At 42.9% G+C, this 20,306-nt stretch carries 18 protein-coding genes and 2 riboswitches; all 18 genes read left to right on the top strand.

Annotated elements, in window-relative coordinates; translation table 11 throughout:
- The 18 genes from BM095_RS12290 (at window position 1) to purH (ending at window position 20,213) form a co-directional block, all read left to right on the top strand.
- Complete coding sequence (locus tag BM095_RS12290; protein WP_245757902.1) at window positions 1-2,106, top strand: transglutaminase TgpA family protein; 2,106 nt, start codon at window positions 1-3, stop codon at window positions 2,104-2,106.
- A 70-nt stretch (window positions 2,107-2,176) separates the two neighbouring features.
- Window positions 2,177-3,715, top strand: a complete 1,539-nt coding sequence (gene guaA, locus BM095_RS12285) for a glutamine-hydrolyzing GMP synthase (protein ID WP_091662222.1) — start codon at window positions 2,177-2,179, stop codon at window positions 3,713-3,715.
- A gap of 86 nt (window positions 3,716-3,801) precedes the next feature.
- Window positions 3,802-3,902: riboswitch (purine riboswitch) on the top strand.
- A 151-nt stretch (window positions 3,903-4,053) separates the two neighbouring features.
- On the top strand, window positions 4,054-5,364 hold the full coding sequence (locus tag BM095_RS12280; protein WP_091662521.1) for an NCS2 family permease: 1,311 nt from the start codon (window positions 4,054-4,056) through the stop codon (window positions 5,362-5,364).
- Window positions 5,365-5,873: 509 nt separating this feature from the next.
- Window positions 5,874-6,935, top strand: a complete 1,062-nt coding sequence (locus tag BM095_RS12275; RefSeq protein WP_091662219.1) for a type III polyketide synthase — start codon at window positions 5,874-5,876, stop codon at window positions 6,933-6,935.
- Window positions 6,936-7,475: an isoprenylcysteine carboxyl methyltransferase family protein gene (locus BM095_RS12270; protein WP_322787614.1), complete on the top strand. Its 540-nt coding sequence runs from the start codon at window positions 6,936-6,938 to the stop codon at window positions 7,473-7,475.
- A 176-nt stretch (window positions 7,476-7,651) separates the two neighbouring features.
- Window positions 7,652-8,188: a DUF2179 domain-containing protein gene (locus BM095_RS12265; protein WP_091662218.1), complete on the top strand. Its 537-nt coding sequence runs from the start codon at window positions 7,652-7,654 to the stop codon at window positions 8,186-8,188.
- 38 nt (window positions 8,189-8,226) lie between these two features.
- Window positions 8,227-8,424, top strand: coding sequence for an NETI motif-containing protein (locus BM095_RS12260; RefSeq protein ID WP_091662215.1), 198 nt, complete (start codon window positions 8,227-8,229; stop codon window positions 8,422-8,424).
- Window positions 8,425-8,514: 90 nt separating this feature from the next.
- A riboswitch (purine riboswitch) is annotated at window positions 8,515-8,617 on the top strand.
- A 171-nt stretch (window positions 8,618-8,788) separates the two neighbouring features.
- Entirely contained in the window at window positions 8,789-9,274 is a 486-nt protein-coding gene (purE, locus tag BM095_RS12255; protein WP_091662213.1) for a 5-(carboxyamino)imidazole ribonucleotide mutase, read from the top strand.
- On the top strand, window positions 9,268-10,413 hold the full coding sequence (gene purK, locus BM095_RS12250; RefSeq protein WP_143083227.1) for a 5-(carboxyamino)imidazole ribonucleotide synthase: 1,146 nt from the start codon (window positions 9,268-9,270) through the stop codon (window positions 10,411-10,413). Before purE ends, purK begins: the two co-directional genes overlap by 7 nt.
- Before the next feature lie 34 nt (window positions 10,414-10,447).
- Complete coding sequence (purB, locus tag BM095_RS12245) at window positions 10,448-11,743, top strand: adenylosuccinate lyase (RefSeq protein ID WP_091662207.1); 1,296 nt, start codon at window positions 10,448-10,450, stop codon at window positions 11,741-11,743.
- The gene (gene purC / locus BM095_RS12240) at window positions 11,740-12,480 is read left to right on the top strand and encodes a phosphoribosylaminoimidazolesuccinocarboxamide synthase (RefSeq protein WP_091662204.1); all 741 of its coding nucleotides are present in this window, start codon (window positions 11,740-11,742) and stop codon (window positions 12,478-12,480) included. The genes purB and purC overlap by 4 nt, the downstream gene beginning before the upstream one ends.
- Window positions 12,473-12,721 (top strand): phosphoribosylformylglycinamidine synthase subunit PurS, encoded by a 249-nt coding sequence (purS, locus tag BM095_RS12235; RefSeq protein ID WP_091662201.1) that lies wholly within the window; start codon window positions 12,473-12,475, stop codon window positions 12,719-12,721. The genes purC and purS overlap by 8 nt, the downstream gene beginning before the upstream one ends.
- Complete coding sequence (purQ, locus tag BM095_RS12230; RefSeq protein WP_091662199.1) at window positions 12,721-13,404, top strand: phosphoribosylformylglycinamidine synthase subunit PurQ; 684 nt, start codon at window positions 12,721-12,723, stop codon at window positions 13,402-13,404. Before purS ends, purQ begins: the two co-directional genes overlap by 1 nt.
- On the top strand, window positions 13,388-15,616 hold the full coding sequence (gene purL / locus BM095_RS12225; protein WP_091662196.1) for a phosphoribosylformylglycinamidine synthase subunit PurL: 2,229 nt from the start codon (window positions 13,388-13,390) through the stop codon (window positions 15,614-15,616). The genes purQ and purL overlap by 17 nt, the downstream gene beginning before the upstream one ends.
- Window positions 15,592-17,019, top strand: coding sequence for an amidophosphoribosyltransferase (gene purF, locus BM095_RS12220; protein ID WP_091662194.1), 1,428 nt, complete (start codon window positions 15,592-15,594; stop codon window positions 17,017-17,019). The genes purL and purF overlap by 25 nt, the downstream gene beginning before the upstream one ends.
- Before the next feature lie 29 nt (window positions 17,020-17,048).
- The gene (purM, locus tag BM095_RS12215; protein ID WP_091662191.1) at window positions 17,049-18,089 is read left to right on the top strand and encodes a phosphoribosylformylglycinamidine cyclo-ligase; all 1,041 of its coding nucleotides are present in this window, start codon (window positions 17,049-17,051) and stop codon (window positions 18,087-18,089) included.
- Window positions 18,086-18,700, top strand: coding sequence for a phosphoribosylglycinamide formyltransferase (gene purN, locus BM095_RS12210; RefSeq protein WP_091662189.1), 615 nt, complete (start codon window positions 18,086-18,088; stop codon window positions 18,698-18,700). Before purM ends, purN begins: the two co-directional genes overlap by 4 nt.
- A complete protein-coding gene (gene purH, locus BM095_RS12205) occupies window positions 18,675-20,213 on the top strand; it encodes a bifunctional phosphoribosylaminoimidazolecarboxamide formyltransferase/IMP cyclohydrolase (protein ID WP_091662187.1) in 1,539 nt (512 codons plus the stop codon). Before purN ends, purH begins: the two co-directional genes overlap by 26 nt.
- Window positions 20,214-20,306: the final 93 nt, after the last annotated feature.

Raw genomic sequence — 20,306 nt, 5'->3', positions numbered from 1 at the left:
ATGTATAATTATCCCCGTCTTTTTTTGTCTTATGTACTTGGGTATTTGCTTTTTATGGAATGGCTCCTGCCTTTGCCAGAAATCACAGACACGGGGTATCTCCCACTGTTTATGGGAATTGCCGGTGTCTTCTTTCTTATTACATTTTTATCTCTCCCATGGTGGGCGTCCGTCTTACTTTTTACCGGAGGATTATTATTTGGTCTCCACCTTATCTTTTACGAAAATACATTTTTGAGTATGAGCTGGTGGTCTGTTCTTTTTCAGGACGTCTTCCAAAACGTTCATTTTCTTCTGCGAGGAGAATGGTTTCATCTAAGTGATTCATTTCGAAGTTTTCTATTTTTATTGCTGCTAGCCATTATGAGTTACTTACTATACTTTTGGGTGGTCCAAGCACGAAGGATCTTATTCTTTTTTGTATTCACTGTAATATATATCGCTGTGATGGACACGTTTACTGTTTATGATGGTCAGTTTGCAATCATGCGTGTATTTATTATTGGGTTCCTGTTGTTAGCCTTGCTTCAATGGGATCGCCTTTCTGCATTTTTTATTGGAGAAAGAAGTATAAGTGTTTGGCTGAAGTGGATTACCGTTTCACTCGGTATCTTAGTTATTGCAGCTGGTGTAGGAATGACTGCTCCCAAGATGGACCCTCAATGGCCTGATCCCGTGCCTTACCTAAAGACAGCTGCAGGATTGGGTGAAGGTAAGGACTTACACGGTGATAGCCCGCGCGTTATTGGATATGGGGAAAATGATGAACAACTCGGTGGCGGTTTTGCTATGGATGATACGCGGGTCTTCACAGCAGTAGGAGAAGGGGGAGACTATTGGCGCGGTGAGTCCAAAAATGTCTATACGGGGCATGGCTGGAAATCAAATACGCCCCAAGAGCCCCATCATAAAAGTGATTTTTATGATGAGTCGGTCCCGCGGGAAGAAAAGGAAATAGAAGTAAGTGTACAAGGGAATTGGGACTTTCAATTTGCTTTCTATCCTGGCGAACTTCTCCATCTGCAAGCACCGGAAGAAGAAGTGGAAACAGAGATAGACCGCTATTCTGGAAAAGCCCGTACTTTCATCGATGGAAACAGTTATCAGCTCCGCACCTATCAAATAACATACGAAGATCCTGAATTTCCGGTCGAAAAAATGAAGGAGATTCCCAAAAAGGACCCCCGCCATATAACAGATCATTATCTCTCTTTACCTGATGAGCTGCCGGCTTCCATTCAGAATCTGGCGGAAGAAATAACAGAAGGAATGGATAACCGGTACGATAAAGTCCGAGCCATAGAGAGTTATTTCCACGGACCTGATTTCACGTATGAGACTCAAAATATTCCTATTCCGGAAGAAGGGGAAGACTATGTTGAGCAATTTTTATTTGAAACACAGCGTGGGTATTGTGATAACTTCTCGACAAGTATGGCCGTGATGTTACGGACTCTAGATATTCCAACTCGCTGGGTAAAAGGATTCACCTCTGGAGAAGAGATAAAAAGTCAAGAAAATGAGACTGTTTATGAGGTGACCAATGCAAATGCTCACTCGTGGGTGGAAGTGTATTTTCCGGAAGTAGGGTGGGTGCCATTTGAGCCTACAAAAGGTTTTGCAGGCAGTTTCGATTACAACAATACAAATACAGAAACGGAAGAACCGGAAGAACAAGAATCTGTTCAGGAAGAAGAAAAGGAGGAGGAAGAAGAGGAGTCAAAGGATTCCTCTGCTGCTAATAGCAATCAATTTCCGTGGTGGCCTTTCCTACTGGGTGTATCTCTCATAGCCTTGGTAGTCTATATTTTCCGTATGCGAATTTTAAAGAAACTAATCGTATGGCGGTTTAAACATGTAGATGACAGCGAAGGCTATACGAAAGCTTTTCATTCTCTCCTGTGGCTTTTAGGTCTTGCCGGTTATAAAAAAGAGGCAAGTGAAACATTAAGAGAGTATGCAGCACGAATGGATGATACTTTTAAAACAGAGGATATGTCAATTCTGACAAAGGAATATGAAAAAATTCATTATGGAAATCAAGAAGGAAATCCAGATAAATTACTGGCAGTGTGGGAATGTATGATTCAGCGCATTAAGGCTTGACCGCTTTTATAAGCGACTGCTACAATGATAGGCATGTTTTAGGCGATTGAGTAGAACGAGGTGGATGAAAATGGGACAAGAAAACGAAATGATTGCAGTATTGGATTTTGGGGGTCAGTATAACCAGCTGATCACTCGTAGGATTAGAGACTTGGGTGTGTATAGTGAGCTCCATCCGCATACCATCAAAGCAGAAGAACTGAAGGGCATGAACATAGCTGGAATTATATTTTCGGGCGGTCCCAACAGTGCGTATGTAGAGGGAGCACCATCTGTGGATCCGGATATTTTTGAACTGGGAGTACCTATATTAGGTATCTGCTATGGTATGCAGCTGTTAACACATCATTTTGGTGGAAAAGTAGAAGCCGCTAATCATCGGGAATATGGTAAGGCAGTCATCACGATTCAGAATGAGTCATTATTGTATAGCGGGCTGCCGGCAGAGCAAAGTGTCTGGATGAGTCACGGGGACTTAATCGTGGAGCCTCCTGAAGGGTTTGAGGTAGACGCGGTGAATCCTTCTTGCCCGGTGGCAGGTATGAGTGATGCTAACCGCAACATGTACGGGGTGCAATTTCATCCAGAGGTCCGTCATACTCAGTTTGGAGATGACATGTTAAAGAATTTTGCGTTCCAGGTATGTGGTTGCACTGGCGAATGGTCGATGAAAAACTTTGTAGACGAGCAAGTAGAAGAGATTCGCGAACAAGTAGGGGAGAAGAATGTTCTTTGTGCGTTAAGTGGAGGGGTGGATTCCTCTGTAGTCGCAGCATTAATTCATAAAGCGATTGGAGATCAACTTACTTGTATGTTCATTGATCACGGTTTGCTGCGCAAGAATGAAGCAGACAGTGTGATGAAAACTTTCGGTGAAGATTTTCATATGAACATTATAAAAATCGATGCAAAAGAGCGGTTTTTGGGTAAGCTGGAAGGAGTTTCTGATCCGGAAGAAAAGCGTAAGATCATAGGGAACGAATTTATCTATGTGTTTGAAGAAGAAGCAAACAAACTAAAAGATATGGATTTTCTGGCTCAAGGTACACTTTATACAGATATCATTGAAAGTGGAACAGACACGGCCCAGACGATTAAATCCCACCATAACGTTGGAGGACTTCCAGAGGACATGCAATTTGATTTGATTGAACCTTTAAATAGTCTGTTTAAGGACGAGGTTCGAAAATTGGGAACGGAACTAGGAGTGCCAGATGAAATTGTGTGGCGTCAACCTTTCCCAGGTCCAGGGTTAGGAATCCGAGTTCTTGGTGAAATCACCGATGAAAAACTGGAAATTGTCCGGGAATCCGATGCCATTTTGCGGGAAGAAATTGCGAATGCCGGACTTGATCGTGAAATCTGGCAATATTTCACGGCTTTGCCGAATATGAGAAGTGTTGGTGTCATGGGGGATGCTCGTACGTACGATTACACCGTTGGAATACGTGCCGTAACATCAGTCGACGGCATGACGTCTGACTGGGCTCGTATCCCTTATGACATATTAGAGAAAATATCCACGCGCATTGTGAATGAAGTGAACCATGTGAATCGGGTTGTCTATGACATCACATCGAAGCCACCTGCCACCATTGAGTGGGAATGATTTTTACACGAACAATTAATTGTCTAAAAAGTTTATCGTTCGGAAAATGGTTGACAATAGGAGACGAAAGACTTATACTTTAGTCGCATAACAATATTCCTTTATTTCGTATAATCACGAGAATACGGCTCGTGAGTCTCTACAGGCTACCGTAAATAGCTTGACTACGAAAAATTGACTGCTCAAGACAGCGAGTGAAGTCCTCCTGCGTCTGATCCGAGTGATTAATTTTTTGGCGTCGAAGCTCCAGGTAGTGAAACCTGGGGCTTTTTTTATGGATGGATACTGCTGTAGCGGGCTTTGAAGAATATAACATAACTACTGAAGGAGGAACGGTTGTGGAACGATTTTATGAATTTAAGAAATGGGGTACAAGCTACAAGCAGGAAAGTATGGCCGGCCTAACGACGTTCTTGTCTATGGCATACATTCTTTTTGTAAACCCGCTCGTTTTATCAGACGCTGGCATGGATCAGGGAGCTGTTTTCACGGCTACTGCTCTATCTGCTGCGATCGGTACTCTGATTATGGGACTTATTGCTAAATATCCAATTGCGTTAGCGCCGGGGATGGGATTGAATGCTTTCTTTTCTTATACGGTTGTATTGGGTATTGGCTTACCGTGGCAACTTGCTTTATTTGGTGTATTTGTTTCGGGAATTATCTTTATTATTATTACTTCCATTGGCATCCGGGAAAAAATTATCAATGCGATTCCAGCACAGTTGAAATATGCAGTGGCCTCAGGTATTGGATTATTTATCGCTTTCGTTGGGCTTCAAAATGCCGGCATCGTTGTAGCGGATGAGGCTACCGCCGTTTCACTTGGAGATATGACAAATCCGGCTACTTTGCTTGCGTGCGTTGGGCTTGTTATTACGGCTATTCTTATGGTCCTTGGCGTGAATGGTGGTATTTTCTACGGAATGCTGTTGACAGCTGTTGCTGGGATAGTTGTTGGTTTAATTGGACTTCCTGAACAGGTGGTAGGAGCTGTTCCTAGTTTAGCTCCAACATTCGGACAGGCCTTCGCTGTATTAGGTGACATCAAATGGACAAGCCAACTTATCGTTCAGATGGTTGTGGTCATTTTAACCTTTTTATTTGTTGATTTTTTCGATACGGCTGGAACACTATACGCAGTTGCAAATCAAGCCGGCTATGTGAAGAACAATAAGCTGCCAAGAGCGACACGTGCTTTGTTATCCGACTCATCTGCAACTTCTATCGGTGCTATCGTGGGTACCTCTACGACTACAGCTTTTATCGAGTCTTCGTCAGGAGTAGCTGCAGGAGGACGTACTGGTTTTACATCTGTTATTACAGGGATGTTATTTTTACTATCCATGTTCTTCTCACCTCTGTTGGTGGTAGTAACAGAGCAAGTCACCGCTCCTGCTCTTATCCTTGTTGGTGTGTTGATGGCTTCTTCCCTTCGCCTTATTGAATGGGATAAAATCGAAATTGCCATCCCATCCTTTTTGACTGTGGCGGCTATGCCGTTGACTTATAGTATCGCAACAGGTATTGCGCTGGGCTTTATCTTTTATCCTATTACGATGCTCTTAAAAGGAAAAGGAAAAGAAATTCATCCAGTAATGTACGTATTATTCTTTGTATTTATTGCTTACTTTGGATTTCTTGGTTGATGAAATGTATGAAGCATAGAAGAGGCTGTGACATAAACGGTCTCTAAAGAGTAAACAACGCTTCCGGCTATCAAAAATGATAGGTGGAAGCGTTTTGTGTTTGATGAGATTAACAAAAATTTAGTACTCCGGGGGCTGTTTAAAATGATCTTTTGACAGCTCTTTTTTTAATTTTATTATCTAGCATCCACTAACAACCATAAATGGCTATTCAGGCTCACTTGTCTGCGGCAAAAAGCGAAGTGAAAGCAAGAGAAGTGCAGCTTGAGGAAAAAAACTCACATATAGAGAGAGCGTTCTTCACTGAGAATGTCCCAACATCTTTTCATATATAGTTGAAGACGTGAAAGTTGGATTGAACAGGCTAGTATTGGGGAAATTACATATAGGAAGGATACTGTCTACTATTTTCACGTAAAGTGTCATATAACCCTGTTGGTCTCTGTCGATTTTTGTCGTTTATTATTGCCCGGGAAATAGGTCGTGGTATAAGAAAGGAACGGGATAAAATGCCGGTTATAGAACATGTCGTTACACAAAATGCGCCTTATCGAGTATCCCAGGAAGAAACAGTAGAAGTTGTTCGTGGATTGTTTGGAGATCACTTTCGAGATATTGAACGGCTGCTGCAAGTATTTGAAAACGGGAAAATTAACAACAGGTATTTGGCCGCTCCCTTGTCTTGGTTTCAAGAGGAACATGGATTAGAAGAGAAAAATCAATTATATATTGAACAATCCGTGAAAATGGGATCTCAAGCCATCGCAAACTGTTTGAGCCAGACAAACACTGATCCAAATGAAATCGAGGCCATCATATTTATTTCGAGTTCAGGAATGGCAACTCCTACCATAGATGCTCGTATCATAAATGAATTATCTTTACCCTTACACATAAAGAGAATACCTGTATGGGGATTAGGATGTGCAGGCGGTGCGGCTGGCGTTAGCAGAGCTCATGATTATTTACTAGCTTATCCACAAGCAAAAGTACTTGTACTATGTATTGAGCTTTGCAGTCTTACGTTCCAAAGAGAAGATTTTTCAAAAAGTAACCTTGTTGGGACCTCCTTATTTGCTGATGGAGCGGCATGTGTATTAATGAGCGGAGACCAACTTGCTCACACAGGCTTAAAGCCCAAAACAGTAGATACTCAATCGACGTTGATGCCAAATTCGGAAGACGTAATGGGGTGGGATGTAAAAGACAGTGGTCTTCATGTGATTTTTTCACGAAGTATTCCTGCTATCATTGAAAATTGGCTGAAACCTAATGTAGAACAGTTCCTACATAGATTAGGAAAAAAGGAAACAGATATTGACCATTTTGTAGCACACCCGGGAGGAAAGAAGGTACTCCATGCGTATGAGAAATCCCTTGGTTTTCCGAATGAAAAAACAAAGCCTTCTCAAACCATATTATCCTCTTATGGAAACATGTCGTCTCCTACTGTTCTCTATGTCTTAAAGTATATTATGGAACAGGGACCATCAGATGGAGATCAAGGGTTATTAACAGCACTAGGACCGGGGTTCAGCTCTGAAATGGTTTGGTTAGAATGGAGAGAATAGATGATGGTATTGTTTATCGTTCTAATTAGTGTTGTCATTTGTCAAAGGTTAGCCGAAGTGGTTTACGCACGCCATAATGAGAAACGCATGAAACAGGAAGGCGCGGTTGAAGTAGGTGCATCCCACTATAAATGGATTGTCATGCTCCATGTTTTATTTTTTCTTTCGTTATTATTCGAAGTGCTAGGAAAAGGAGCGTCACTAGGGGTAGGTTGGCCATTATTTTTGTTTGTTTTCCTTGTGGCTCAGGGGCTGAGGGTATGGACATTAATGTCTTTGGGTAAATTTTGGAATACAAAGATAATCGTCTTGCCAGGAGCAAAACGAGTAACGAAAGGACCGTATCAATGGTTACCCCATCCCAATTATGTCATTGTCGCCCTTGAAATCATATCACTCCCACTTATTTTTGGGGCTTGGATTACATCCTTCCTATTTACAATTAGTAATGCCCTTCTATTATTATTAGTACGGATCCCTGCAGAAGAAAAAGCGTTGGAAAAATTAGAACAACCAGAGGAAAAAGGGATAAGTAAATAGCTCCTATCGATAATCTACTGATTTTTGTCGGAATATGTTGTTATATTACGTTAATTATACTCTTCCCACACTATAAAAAACGTGATATATTTTTTCAGAAAAAAGTGAATGTCAGCAAGGGATGAATCATCCGCTGGCTAAACTGAAAATGAAAAGCCTATGTGGGAGGAATGAACATGGAAAATTTTTATGACAGCGCTTGGTCTCTCGTAGCAATTATTTTTTTAATTAATATCGTTTATGTGTCCTTATACACACTCCGCGTTATATTTACACTAAAAGGACAGAGGTATTTTGCCGGCGGGCTGGGCGTCATTGAAATCTTAATATATGTCGTGGGATTAGGACTTGTTTTGGATAATTTAGATAACATTTTTAATTTACTTGCATATGCGATTGGTTTCGGGGCTGGTGTACTTATTGGCATGAAAATTGAAGAAAAACTGGCACTTGGTTATATTACGGTAAATGTGATTACGAAGGAATATGAGCCGGATATTCCTAACGCCCTTCGTGACAAAGGTTATGGCGTGACAAACTGGGTAGCCTACGGACGTGAAGGGGAGAGAATGATGATGGAAATTTTAACGACGAGAAGATCTGAATCTGATTTATATGCTTCTGTGAAGAAGTTAGATCCGAAAGCGTTTATTATCTCACATGAGCCAAAAGTGTTTTTCGGTGGTTTTTGGGTGAAAGGGTTGAGACGTTGACGCGACAATAAACCTGCAGGTTAAAAGGTGGGACTTTAATGAAGAAGCAAAAAAAGAAAAAGTTTGAGGTGGAAGAGAACGAGACGATAGCTCATTGTCTTGAACGAATAGCCAAAGAAGGATATATTCCTGTACGGCGTAAAGAAGAACCCGTTTTCAAGGAAGTAAGAAAAAACGGAAAAATAGAACATATTCCTGTTAAACAAAGAATAGTATTCGAGGCAAAAGCCAAATAACGAACATTAATATAGATTGCTTTTATATTGTTCGATTTTTGATTGACATTCATAGAGGAGAATTGTTAAGCTAGAATTGTGAAAAACGGAAATGAAAATTATATAAAACCTCGTATAATTTCGGGAATAAGGCCTGAAAAGTTTCTACCCGGGAACCGTAAATTTCCGGACTATGAGGGAAAGATAAGCCATGCCTCGAACAGGTGGAAAAGAAAGATTGACGTTCGACTTAGGCCGAAGCTCCGGGAGCTGGCAGCTTTCTCTCATCAAGTAGAGGGACTGTCATACACCGGAGCTTTTTTGTGTGATAACACGTGACTAGGATTAACATTGCAATACTCATAGATAAGGGAGACTTTTATAAATGAAACCATGTGTTGGTGTAATTATGGGGAGTACTTCAGATTGGGATACGATGAAGCATGCGTGTGAAGTATTAGATGAACTTTCGGTACCTTACGAGAAAAAGGTAGTATCTGCACACCGTACCCCGGATTTGATGTTTGAATATGCAGAGAGAGCTAGAGAAAAAGGTCTGAAAGCCATTATTGCAGGTGCAGGGGGAGCTGCTCATCTGCCTGGCATGGTTGCTGCCAAGACGACCCTACCTGTCATCGGAGTTCCGGTCCAATCGAAAGCATTAGATGGAATGGATTCCTTGTTATCTATCGTTCAGATGCCTGGAGGAGTACCGGTGGCCACTGTTGCGATCGGTAAGGCAGGTGCCGTGAACGCCGGTTTGTTAGCAGCAGAGATGCTAGGAGCTTATGATCCTGAGGTTGCAGAAAGGTTGGAGAATCGAAGAGAAGCCTTGCGACAAAAAGTGGTGGAAACGGGGGATCTATCGTGAGTAAATTTATAGCCCCAGGAAAAACAATTGGTATTTTAGGCGGCGGTCAGCTAGGTAGAATGATGGCACTTGCCGCAAGGGCTATGGGGTTTCGTATTGCTGTTATGGAACCAAAGCTTGAATCCCCAACAGGGCAGGTTGCCGATGTAGAAGTGGAGGCCGCCTATGATGATCGCAGGGGAGCGCTAGAGCTAGCGGAACATTGCGACGTCCTTACGTATGAGTTTGAAAACATTGACTCTGACACCGCTTCTTTTTTAGAGGAAAAGCTTTATTTGCCACAAGGAAGTAACTTGCTCTACACTACGCAACATCGGCTTCGAGAGAAAAGAGCTATTGAAGAAGCAGGAGTGAAAGTAGCTCCCTATCAGCCTGTCCATAGCTTAACCGATCTCAAGGAAGGATTAAAACAACTTGGATATCCGTCGGTACTGAAGACTTGCCGTGGCGGCTACGATGGAAAAGGTCAGATGGTAATAAAAGAGGAAAAACAGATAGAAACGGCGTTTAAGGATCTAGGCGGAGCAGAAAAGGATCTTGTTTTGGAACAATGGATACCATTTGAAAAAGAAATCTCAGCGATCGTAACAAGAAGCACAAATGGAGAGACTGCTCTATTTCCGGTAGGAGAGAACATCCATAAGAACAATATCTTACATCAAACGATTGTACCGGCAAGAATAACGGAAAGGACAGGGGAAACAGCGAAAGAAATTGTTCGTAAACTCGCCGAAGAATTAGAATTGGTTGGTACGTTAGCTGTTGAAATGTTCGTTGTCGGTGATGGAGAAATTTATGTAAACGAGCTTGCTCCTCGGCCTCATAACTCTGGCCATTACACCATAGAGGCTTGTGAAACATCTCAATTTGAACAGCATATCCGGGCGGTATGCGGATGGCCGCTCGGTTCGACCAAACTGTTACAGTCTGTGGTGATGACTAATTTGCTCGGTCAACATCTTCCAGCCGTTAATACGCATATCGAGCGGTTTGCAAGAAAAGGACACATTCATTTATATGGGAAAGATGAAGCGAAACAAGGCCGGAAAATGGGCCACTGGACGGTACTTGACGAAACCCAGGAAGCGGCATTAGAAACATCCAATACGATCTGGCAGGACATACTAACGAAAAAATAGAGAAAATGAAAAGAGTTAGAGTGGAGGAAATCAAATGATCGAACGGTATACAAGACCCGAGATGGGAGCAATCTGGACGGACGAGAATCGATTTAACGCGTGGCTCGAAGTAGAGATATCTGCTTGTGAAGCTTGGGCGGAATTAGGAGAGATTCCAAAAGAGGACGTAAAGAAAATCCGAGAAAATGCCGGCTTTGATGTGGAACGGATTAAAGAAATTGAAGCAGAAACCAGGCATGACGTTGTGGCATTTACTCGCGCTGTATCAGAGACCCTTGGTGAAGAGAAAAAATGGGTACATTACGGGTTAACATCGACGGATGTCGTAGACACGGCTCTCTCATACTTGCTGAAACAAGCGAACGACATTTTAGAAAAAGACTTAGACCGCTTTCTCGCCATCCTGAAAGAAAAAGCGCTTGAACATAAATATACAGTAATGATGGGACGTACCCACGGGGTCCATGCTGAACCGACTACGTTTGGATTAAAACTGGCTCTTTGGTATGAGGAAATGAAGCGAAATAAAGAACGTTTTAAAGCGGCGGCAGAAACAGTACGTGCCGGAAAACTGTCAGGAGCAGTAGGTACGTTTGCTAACATCCCTCCATTTGTCGAGTCGTACGTGTGTGAAAAGCTCGGTTTAGAAGCCGCCCCCGTATCGACGCAAACGCTTCAGCGTGACCGTCACGCTCATTATATGAGCACCATTGCGCTGATTGCTACATCGATAGAAAAAATGGCCGTAGAGATTCGCGGCTTACAGAAAAGCGAAACGAGAGAAGTAGAGGAATTTTTCGCCAAGGGACAAAAAGGGTCATCAGCTATGCCTCATAAACGCAATCCAGTAGGGTCGGAAAACATGACAGGGATTTCCCGAGTGATACGAGGTCATATGATGACTGCGTACGAAAATGTACCTCTTTGGCATGAACGGGATATCTCACACTCTTCTGCAGAACGTATTATTTTGCCTGACGCGACGATTGCATTGAATTACATGCTGAATCGCTTCGGGAACATCGTCAAGAATTTAACTGTGTTTCCGGAAAACATGAAACAGAATATGGAGAAAACGTTTGGTCTTATTTATTCCCAGCGCGTACTCTTAACACTCATCGACAAAGGCATGGTACGTGAGGAAGCTTATGATCTTGTCCAGCCGAAAGCGATGGAAGCATGGGAAAAAGGCACCTCCTTCCGTGAACTAGTGGAAAGTGAGCCTCGAATTACAGAGGTGTTAAGTAAAGAAGAGATTGCAGATTGTTTTGACTACCGCCATCATTTAAAACAGATTGATACTATTTTTGAGAGAGCTGGTTTGGAATGAAAATAGAAGAGTCCGCATTAAAAAAAGAGTCTCTGTTGTATGAAGGCAAAGCTAAAAAATTATATAAAACCAATCTAAAGAATCTTTTATGGATGGAGTATAAAGACGATGCTACTGCTTTTAACGGTGAGAAAAAGGAGAGCTTGAAAGGAAAAGGCCGCTTGAATAATGAGATTACGTCTTTAGTTTTTGAGCGCCTGGAAGCCTCAGGGCTCGAAAGCCACTTTGTGAAGAAAATCTCTTCAACAGAGCAGCTCGTACGCGAGACAGCTATTATTCCTTTAGAAGTCGTCGTAAGGAATGTGGTAGCGGGAAGCTTGCAAAGACGAACAGGACTCCATGAGGGAATGGAGTTGGAAGAGCCGGTCATTGAATTTTATTACAAAGATGATGCACTTGGTGATCCGCTCGTTAATGAGGATCATATACGACTATTACAAGTTGCAGAGCCAGAACAACTACACACTTTGAAGAGACAAGCACTTGCTATCAATACTCAACTAAGTCGTCTTTTCCGACAATGCGGACTTATTCTTGTTGACTTGAAATTAGAATTTGGAAAAACAGCAGATAACGAAATTATTTTGGCCGACGAGGTTTCACCAGATACATGCCGTCTATGGGATGCTGCTACGAAAGAGAAATTAGATAAGGACATTTTTAGGTATGAACTAGGTTCTCTGCAAGAAGCATATGAAGATATATTAAATAGACTGGGAGGGGCTGCGCGTGGTTAAGGTGCAGGTATATGTAACATTGAAAGAAGGAGTTCTTGATCCGCAAGGAAGTGCGATACAGAACGCGCTTCATACCATGGAGTACAAGGAAGTCCAAAGCGTTCAAACTGGTAAGTTCATCGAGCTTAAAATAGAAAAGACAACAGATTTGGAAAAACGGATTGAAGAGATGTGTGAGAAGCTATTATCTAATCCGGTGATTGAGGATTATACCTATACGATCGAGGAGGTCGTATCCTAATGAAATTTGCGGTGATTGTCTTTCCAGGATCCAACTGTGACGATGATATGGTTTATGCCGTAACGGAAGGCTTAAACGCAGAGGCGGAAAAAGTGTGGTATACCGAAACCAGCGTAGCGGACTATGACGCTATTTTGCTCCCGGGCGGGTTTTCTTATGGTGATTATTTGAGAAGCGGGGCAATTGCCCGCTTTGCTCCTGTGATGACCAGCGTCATGGAAGAAGCGGAAAAGGGAAAGCCAGTACTAGGCGTATGTAATGGGTTTCAAATCTTACTCGAAGCAGGTCTTTTACCAGGAGCTATGCAGCGAAATCAGAATTTAAGATTCATTTGCCGTCCAACTGAGTTGGTGGTGGAAAATAACCAAACAGGCTTTACAGCTGGTTATAAAGAAAACGAGACTATCTCTGTACCGATTGCACATGGGGAAGGTAACTATTTTTGTGACGAGAAAACGTTAAAAAAGCTTCGCGATAACAAACAAATTGTTTTCACGTACAAAAGCAATGCGAATGGGTCTGTTGCAGACATTGCCGGTGTTATTAATGAAAAAGGAAACGTGTTAGGGATGATGCCTCATCCAGAGCGCGCAGCATCAGATATATTAGGCAGTGCGGATGGATTAAAGCTATTTCAATCGATATTGAATCATTGGAGGGAATCACATGTCCTTACTTCTTGAGCCGTCACCAAAGCAAATTAAAGATGAAAAAGTCTATCAAGAAATGGGTTTGTCAGATGAAGAGTTCAGTTTGATCGAAAAAACTCTTGGGCGGCTCCCAAACTACACGGAAACAGGGTTATTCTCTGTCATGTGGTCAGAACACTGTAGCTATAAGAGTTCTAAGTCTCTCCTGAAAAAATTTCCCACAGAAGGCGAGAAAGTCTTGCAAGGACCTGGAGAAGGAGCGGGGATCATTGATATCGGCGATGAGCAGGCAGTTGTATTCAAAATCGAAAGCCATAACAGCCCTTCTGCTATTGAGCCATACCAGGGAGCCGCTACTGGAGTAGGCGGGATCTTACGAGATGTTTTTTCTATGGGAGCGCGCCCTATCGCTTTGTTGAACTCTCTTCGTTTCGGCGAACTAAATTCTCCTCGTGTTCGCTATTTGTTTGAAGAAGTCGTCGCAGGTATCGCAGGTTATGGAAATTGCATCGGGGTTCCAACCGTTGGAGGGGAAGTTCAGTTCGATCCTTGTTATGAAAAAAATCCTCTCGTGAACGCGATGTGTGTCGGTTTAATTGATCACAAAGACATTAAAAAAGGACAAGCATCTGGTGTAGGTAACACAGTTATTTACGTTGGGCCAAGCACAGGCAGGGATGGCATTCACGGAGCGACGTTTTCTTCAGAAGCATTGAGTGATGACTCAGATAGCAAGCGTCCTGCGGTTCAAGTGGGAGATCCTTACATGGAAAAGCTCGTGATGGAGGCTTGCTTGGAAATTGTTCAGTCGGATGCTCTTGTTGGTATCCAGGATATGGGGGCAGCCGGACTTACTTCTTCTTCTGCAGAAATGGCTAGTAAAGCCGGCTACGGTATTGAAATGGATCTCGATAAAGTGCCGCAACGAGAAGAAGGCATGACACCTTACGAAATGATGTTATCAGAATCACAAGAGAGAATGTTGCTCGTTGTGAAAAAAGGACGGGAGCAAGAGATTAAAAATATTTGTGACCGGTGGGGTGTCCTTTACGCGGAAGTTGGACATGTGACGGAAGAAAAAAATCTCCGCCTTCTCCATAAAGGAGAAGTGACTGCAGAAGTGCCTGTGGATGCACTAGCGGAAGATGTTCCGAGTGTATATCTACCGTCTGTTGAACACTCTTCTTTTAAGAAAAATCAGCAAATAGATGCTTCTCATTATACTGTTAGTGACGTAAAAGATACCCTTATTCAATTGCTGCAGCAACCGACGATTGCAAGCAAAGAATGGGTATATGATCAATATGATTACATGGTTCAAACTAATACTGTCGTTCATCCTGGTTCTGACGCTGCCGTCGTAAGAGTTCGCGGCAAAAACAAAGCTCTAGCGATGTCTGTTGATTGTAACTCTCGCTATATTTATCTGGATCCTGAAGAAGGTGGGAAAATAGCTGTAGCGGAAGCCGCCCGCAACATTGTCTGCTCTGGAGGAGTCCCGCTTGGATTAACAGATTGTTTAAATTACGGCAGTCCAGAAAACCCGGAAATATACTGGCAGTTGGAAAAATCTACCGATGGAATGAGCGAAGCATGCAAATTGTTAGAGACACCAGTGATTGGAGGAAACGTCTCTCTTTATAATGAAAGCGGAGCAGGTGCGGTATATCCTACCCCTGTTGTTGGTATGGTAGGCCTGGTAGAGGACTTAGATCATATCACTACTCAATCTTTTAAAAATGCAGAAGATCTTATTTATGTTATCGGTGAAGCGGAAGCTGAGTTTGGAGGAAGCGAGCTTCAAAAAGTATTAGACGGTGATATCTCCGGCAAACCGCCTGTCATTGATCTAAATGTAGAAAAAAATCGTCAAACTCAGATTCTGGCGGCCATTCAAAAAGGCTACATCTCGAATGCTCATGATATTGCTGAAGGCGGGTTAGCAGTAGCAGCTGCTGAATGTTTGTTTGGCACAAACTATGGTGCAGAATTGACAATAAGCGGTGATAAAGTCGCTTCATTGTTTGCAGAGACACAATCTCGGTTCATTGTAAGTGTTCGCCCCGATAATAAAGAAGATTTTGAGCGGATTGTAACAGATGCGCAACATGTTGGAAAAGTTACGTCAGCACGTCAACTTGTTATTAACGATGTCTCGGGCCAAAATGTGCTTCAGGCAGATGTCCAAGAATTGGAAAATGCCTGGAAAGGAGCTATTCCATGCTTGCTGAAATCAAAGGTTTAAATGAAGAATGTGGTGTTTTTGCTGTTTGGGGACATAAGGAAGCAGCTCAGATTGCGTATTATGGACTGCACAGTCTCCAGCACCGTGGCCAAGAAGGGGCAGGAATTGCTGTTACAGACGGGGACGCACTGTCCATTCATAAAGGCCTTGGCCTTGTGACAGAAGCTTTTAAAGAGGGAGAGATTGACCAGTTACACGGTCATGCAGCTATCGGTCACGTTCGATATGCCACGGCCGGAGGAGGAGGTTTAGTTAATTGCCAGCCTCTTCTCTTCCGCTCTCATACAGGTTCAGAAAGCTTAGCAGTAGCTCATAATGGTAACTTGGTAAATGCAAATGAAGTGAAACACCAGTTAGAGAGTCAGGGGAGTATTTTTCAATCGACGTCTGATACTGAAGTATTGGCCCATCTCATTAAGAGAAGTGTCTATCCGAACCTTGAAGATAAGTTTAAAAATGCTTTATCCATGTTAAAAGGAGCTTATGCGTTTACTGTATTAACAGAGGATAAGTTGTTAATTGCTCAAGATCCACAAGGAATGCGTCCACTTTCGATTGGTCGTCTCGGAGAAGCATATGTGGTCGCTTCAGAAACTTGCGCTTTTGATGTGATTGGTGCTGAATATGTACGTGAAGTACAGCCGGGAGAAATTGTCACAATTGATGATGAGGGTATTCGATCTATTCTATTTTCGAATGCTTCTCAAAGAGCTCTTTGCAGCATGGAATATATTTATTTATCCCGTCCCGATTCCAATCTTGACCAAATTAACGTACATTCCGCGCGTAAACAGCTCGGAAAGCAGCTGGCTAAAGAGGCCCCTGTAGAAGCAGACATTGTGACGGGTGTGCCGGAATCCTCTATTTCAGCAGCTATCGGGTATGCGGAACAAGCAGGCATTCCTTATGAACTAGGTTTAATCAAAAATAGATATGTTGGTCGAACTTTCATCAAGCCCTCCCAGGAACTGAGAGAACAAGGTGTAAAAATGAAGCTCTCGGCCGTACGAGGAGTAGTGGAAGGTAAGCGGGTTGTCATGGTAGATGACTCCATCGTACGCGGAACTACGAGCAGAAGAATTGTTCGTTTATTAAAAGATGCCGGCGCATTGGAAGTTCATGTTCGGATTAGCTCACCGCCTATTACTCATCCTTGTTTCTACGGGATTGACACATCCACAAAAGAGGAATTAATAGCGGCTACTCATTCCATTGAAGAAATGAGAGAGCAGATGGGAGCAGACTCACTCACGTTCCTATCTACAGACGGAATGCTTGAAGGGATTAACCACGGCGGAAAAGATAGCGCCTGCGGACGTTGCATGGCCTGTTTCACAGGAGAGTATCCTACCGAAATTTATCAGGATACCCTACATCCCCATGATAAAGCAGTTAAGTCATAACGGTTGAGAGAAAAAGGGAGGCACTAGCTATGTCTGAAGCTTACAAAAATGCCGGGGTTGATGTGGAAGCCGGATATGAAGCTGTAAAAAGGATGAAAAAACACACAGAGAGAACGATGCGTCCTGAAGTGTTAGGAGGATTAGGTGGATTTGGAGCTATGTTCGACTTATCCTCCTTACCATATAAAGAACCTGTGCTTATTTCTGGGACCGATGGAGTAGGGACGAAGTTGATGCTCGCATTCGCAATGGATAAGCACGATACTATCGGAATTGATGCAGTTGCTATGTGTGTAAACGATGTAGCCGTTCAAGGAGCGGATCCTTTATATTTTTTAGATTACTTAGCTTGTGGAAAAGCTGATCCGGCTAAAGTAGAAGCAATCGTAAAAGGCGTGGCTGACGGTTGCGAGCAAGCAGGGTGTGCTCTCATTGGTGGAGAAACTGCAGAAATGCCAGGTATGTATGAGGAAGAAGAGTACGATCTAGCAGGTTTCACTGTGGGAGCTGCAGAGAAACGGGATATTATTACAGGTGATCATATCCAACAGGGAGATACACTCATAGGGATATCGTCGTCCGGCATTCATAGTAATGGTTTCTCTTTAGTTCGTAAAGTTCTTTTAGAAGAGGCGAAATTGGACCTTCACGAGACCTATGATTCTTTCAATCAAAAATTGGGAGAAGTTCTATTAGAGCCGACAAAAATTTATGTTAAAGCGATTAAACAGTTAAAGGATAAAGTTAACGTCAAAGGACTGGCTCATATTACGGGGGGCGGCTTTTACGAAAACATACCAAGAATGCTTCCTGACGGACTAGGCGCTAGAATTGATTCCTCCTCTTGGGAGCTGCCGGCAATATTTAAGTTTTTGAAAGAAAAAGGCAATGTGACACTAGAGGATATGTATGGCACATTTAACATGGGGATCGGTTTAGTGGCTGCTGTTTCACAGGATGAGGCAGAACAGGCAATCCGTACTCTTGAAGAACAAGGGGAAGAAGCCTATGTCATTGGTTCTATTACAAACACAGGGGAGATTGAGATTGCAGGAGGTTACACCGGATGAAATTAGCAGTATTTGCTTCGGGAAGCGGGTCTAATTTTCAAGCGATTGTTGATGCAGCACAAGAAGGCAGGTTAAACGCTGAAATATCGCTTCTTGTCTGTGATAAGCCGGATGCTTACGCAGTGCAACGGGCTGAAGATGTCGATATACCAGTCTTTGCTTTTAAACCTAAAGAATATCCCGACAAGGCGGCTTTTGAAAGTGTTATCGTTAAGGAATTGGAATCGGCAGAAGTAGATCTCGTAATCCTTGCAGGTTATATGAGATTAATTGGCAAGACATTATTAGCTGCATATGAGGGTCGCATCCTCAACATCCATCCTTCCCTTTTACCAGCTTTTCCAGGAAAGGATGCTATCGGTCAAGCTTGGGAGGCAGCGGTAAAGGTTACCGGTGTAACCGTACACCTTGTAGATGAAGGCATGGATACCGGGCCGATTATTTCCCAAGAGGCCGTTGCTATTAAACAGACAGACTCGCTACAGTCTGTAACAAAAGCCGTTCAAGCAATTGAACACCGGTTATATCCTGATACGATTCAATCATTTATTGAGAAGCAAAGGTTAGAAGGGAGTCAGGTCGGAAATGACTATCAAACGAGCGTTAATTAGTGTATCAAACAAGGAAGGTATATTACCGTTTGCAAAAGAGCTGGAAGCAGGCGGTGTGGAGATTATTTCTACCGGAGGGACAAGCCGTGTATTAGAAGAAGGAGGCGTCAATGTAACGGGTATTTCAGAGGTGACAGGTTTTCCAGAAATACTTGACGGCCGTGTAAAAACACTTCATCCAAATATTCATAGTGGCTTGCTCGCCATTCGCGATAAGGAAGAACATGTATCTGAGTTAGAAAAACAAGGAATAACGCCAATTGACTTAGTCGTTGTCAACCTTTACCCGTTTAAGGAAACCATTGAAAATCCAGAGACAGATTTTGCAGAAGCAGTAGAGAATATTGATATTGGCGGCCCAAGCATGTTAAGAGCGGCCGCAAAAAATCATCAATTTGTCACCGTCGTTACCGATCCGGAAGACTATGAAACAGTTCTTCAAGAGTGGAAAACGGACGGAGACGTTCAATCTGAAACAAAGAAACGCCTGGCAGCAAAAGTGTTCCGACACACCGCTTCCTATGATGCGTTAATTGCAAATTATTTAACAGAGCAAACAGGGGAACAATATCCGGAAACGTATACGGTTACGTACGAAAAGAAACAAGATCTTCGTTATGGTGAAAACCCTCATCAAAAAGCGGCGTTTTACCGGGAACCAATCGGTCCGGCGAGTTCCATTGCAAACGCCATTCAGTTACATGGTAAAGAACTATCTTATAATAATATAAACGATGCGGAAGCTGCGCTTTCTATCTTGAAAGAGTTCGGACAACCAGCTGCAGTGGCAGTGAAACATATGAACCCTTGTGGAGTTGGAGTAGGTGACGATCTCTTTGGAGCCTATGAGAAAGCGTTTGAAGCGGATCCAGTTTCTATTTTTGGCGGAATTATCGCGTTAAATCGAGAAGTAGATAAACATATTGCTGAAAAAATGAAAGAAATTTTCCTTGAAATTATAATTGCACCATCCTTCAGTCAAGAGGCTTTAGATATTCTAACAGAAAAGAAGAACTTACGACTCCTCTCTGTAACTCTTGATGAAGGCGGAGAAGAACGTTCCAAAATCACTTCCGTTCATGGCGGGGCGCTGATTCAAGAAGAAGACAATAAAGGGTTTCTAGATGCGGACATTCAAGTCGCCACAGAACGTGAACCAACGGAACAAGAGTGGGAAGACTTGAAGCTTGGATGGAAAGTAGTGAAACATGTAAAATCAAACGCGATTGTGCTAACGAAAGACGACATGACAATCGGTGTCGGAGCAGGTCAGATGAATCGTGTAGGATCCGCTAAAATTGCCATTGAACAAGCAGGAGATAAGTCAGAAGGAAGTACGATGGCATCCGATGCCTTTTTCCCAATGAAAGATACGGTAGAAGAGGCTGGAAAAGCAGGGGTAAGTGCTATTATTCAACCAGGCGGATCCATTCGGGACGAGGAATCGATTGAAAAGGCGAATGAATTAGGAATTGCTATGGTCTTTACAGGCATGCGCCATTTCAAACATTAATAAAGCCTCCACGGCGGATCGCCAGCATTGTTACTGCTGGGCGGCCGCCTTGCATTTTTTCTAGTCTCATCAAATGACAGTCGTAAGGGAGGA

The sequence above is a fragment of the Alteribacillus iranensis genome, assembly GCF_900113025.1.
Taxonomy (GTDB): domain Bacteria; phylum Bacillota; class Bacilli; order Bacillales; family Marinococcaceae; genus Alteribacillus_A; species Alteribacillus_A iranensis.
The sequence above is the reverse complement of the archived record's forward strand: the minus strand, read 5'-3'. Positions and strand labels throughout refer to the sequence as shown.

What these genes read in the sequence shown, in the direction of transcription:
- purL (WP_091662196.1), top strand. Translation starts at nt 13,388, where the DNA reads ATGTCCTTACTTCTTGAGCCGTCACCAAAGCAAATTAAAGATGAAAAA.
- purQ (WP_091662199.1), top strand. Translation starts at nt 12,721, where the DNA reads ATGAAATTTGCGGTGATTGTCTTTCCAGGATCCAACTGTGACGATGAT.
- BM095_RS12275 (WP_091662219.1), top strand. Translation starts at nt 5,874, where the DNA reads ATGCCGGTTATAGAACATGTCGTTACACAAAATGCGCCTTATCGAGTA.
- purM (WP_091662191.1), top strand. Translation starts at nt 17,049, where the DNA reads ATGTCTGAAGCTTACAAAAATGCCGGGGTTGATGTGGAAGCCGGATAT.
- BM095_RS12270 (WP_322787614.1), top strand. Translation starts at nt 6,936, where the DNA reads ATGATGGTATTGTTTATCGTTCTAATTAGTGTTGTCATTTGTCAAAGG.
- purH (WP_091662187.1), top strand. Translation starts at nt 18,675, where the DNA reads ATGACTATCAAACGAGCGTTAATTAGTGTATCAAACAAGGAAGGTATA.
- BM095_RS12265 (WP_091662218.1), top strand. Translation starts at nt 7,652, where the DNA reads ATGGAAAATTTTTATGACAGCGCTTGGTCTCTCGTAGCAATTATTTTT.
- purC (WP_091662204.1), top strand. Translation starts at nt 11,740, where the DNA reads ATGAAAATAGAAGAGTCCGCATTAAAAAAAGAGTCTCTGTTGTATGAA.
- purE (WP_091662213.1), top strand. Translation starts at nt 8,789, where the DNA reads ATGAAACCATGTGTTGGTGTAATTATGGGGAGTACTTCAGATTGGGAT.
- BM095_RS12260 (WP_091662215.1), top strand. Translation starts at nt 8,227, where the DNA reads ATGAAGAAGCAAAAAAAGAAAAAGTTTGAGGTGGAAGAGAACGAGACG.
- guaA (WP_091662222.1), top strand. Translation starts at nt 2,177, where the DNA reads ATGGGACAAGAAAACGAAATGATTGCAGTATTGGATTTTGGGGGTCAG.
- purF (WP_091662194.1), top strand. Translation starts at nt 15,592, where the DNA reads ATGCTTGCTGAAATCAAAGGTTTAAATGAAGAATGTGGTGTTTTTGCT.
- purB (WP_091662207.1), top strand. Translation starts at nt 10,448, where the DNA reads ATGATCGAACGGTATACAAGACCCGAGATGGGAGCAATCTGGACGGAC.
- purN (WP_091662189.1), top strand. Translation starts at nt 18,086, where the DNA reads ATGAAATTAGCAGTATTTGCTTCGGGAAGCGGGTCTAATTTTCAAGCG.
- BM095_RS12290 (WP_245757902.1), top strand. Translation starts at nt 1, where the DNA reads ATGTATAATTATCCCCGTCTTTTTTTGTCTTATGTACTTGGGTATTTG.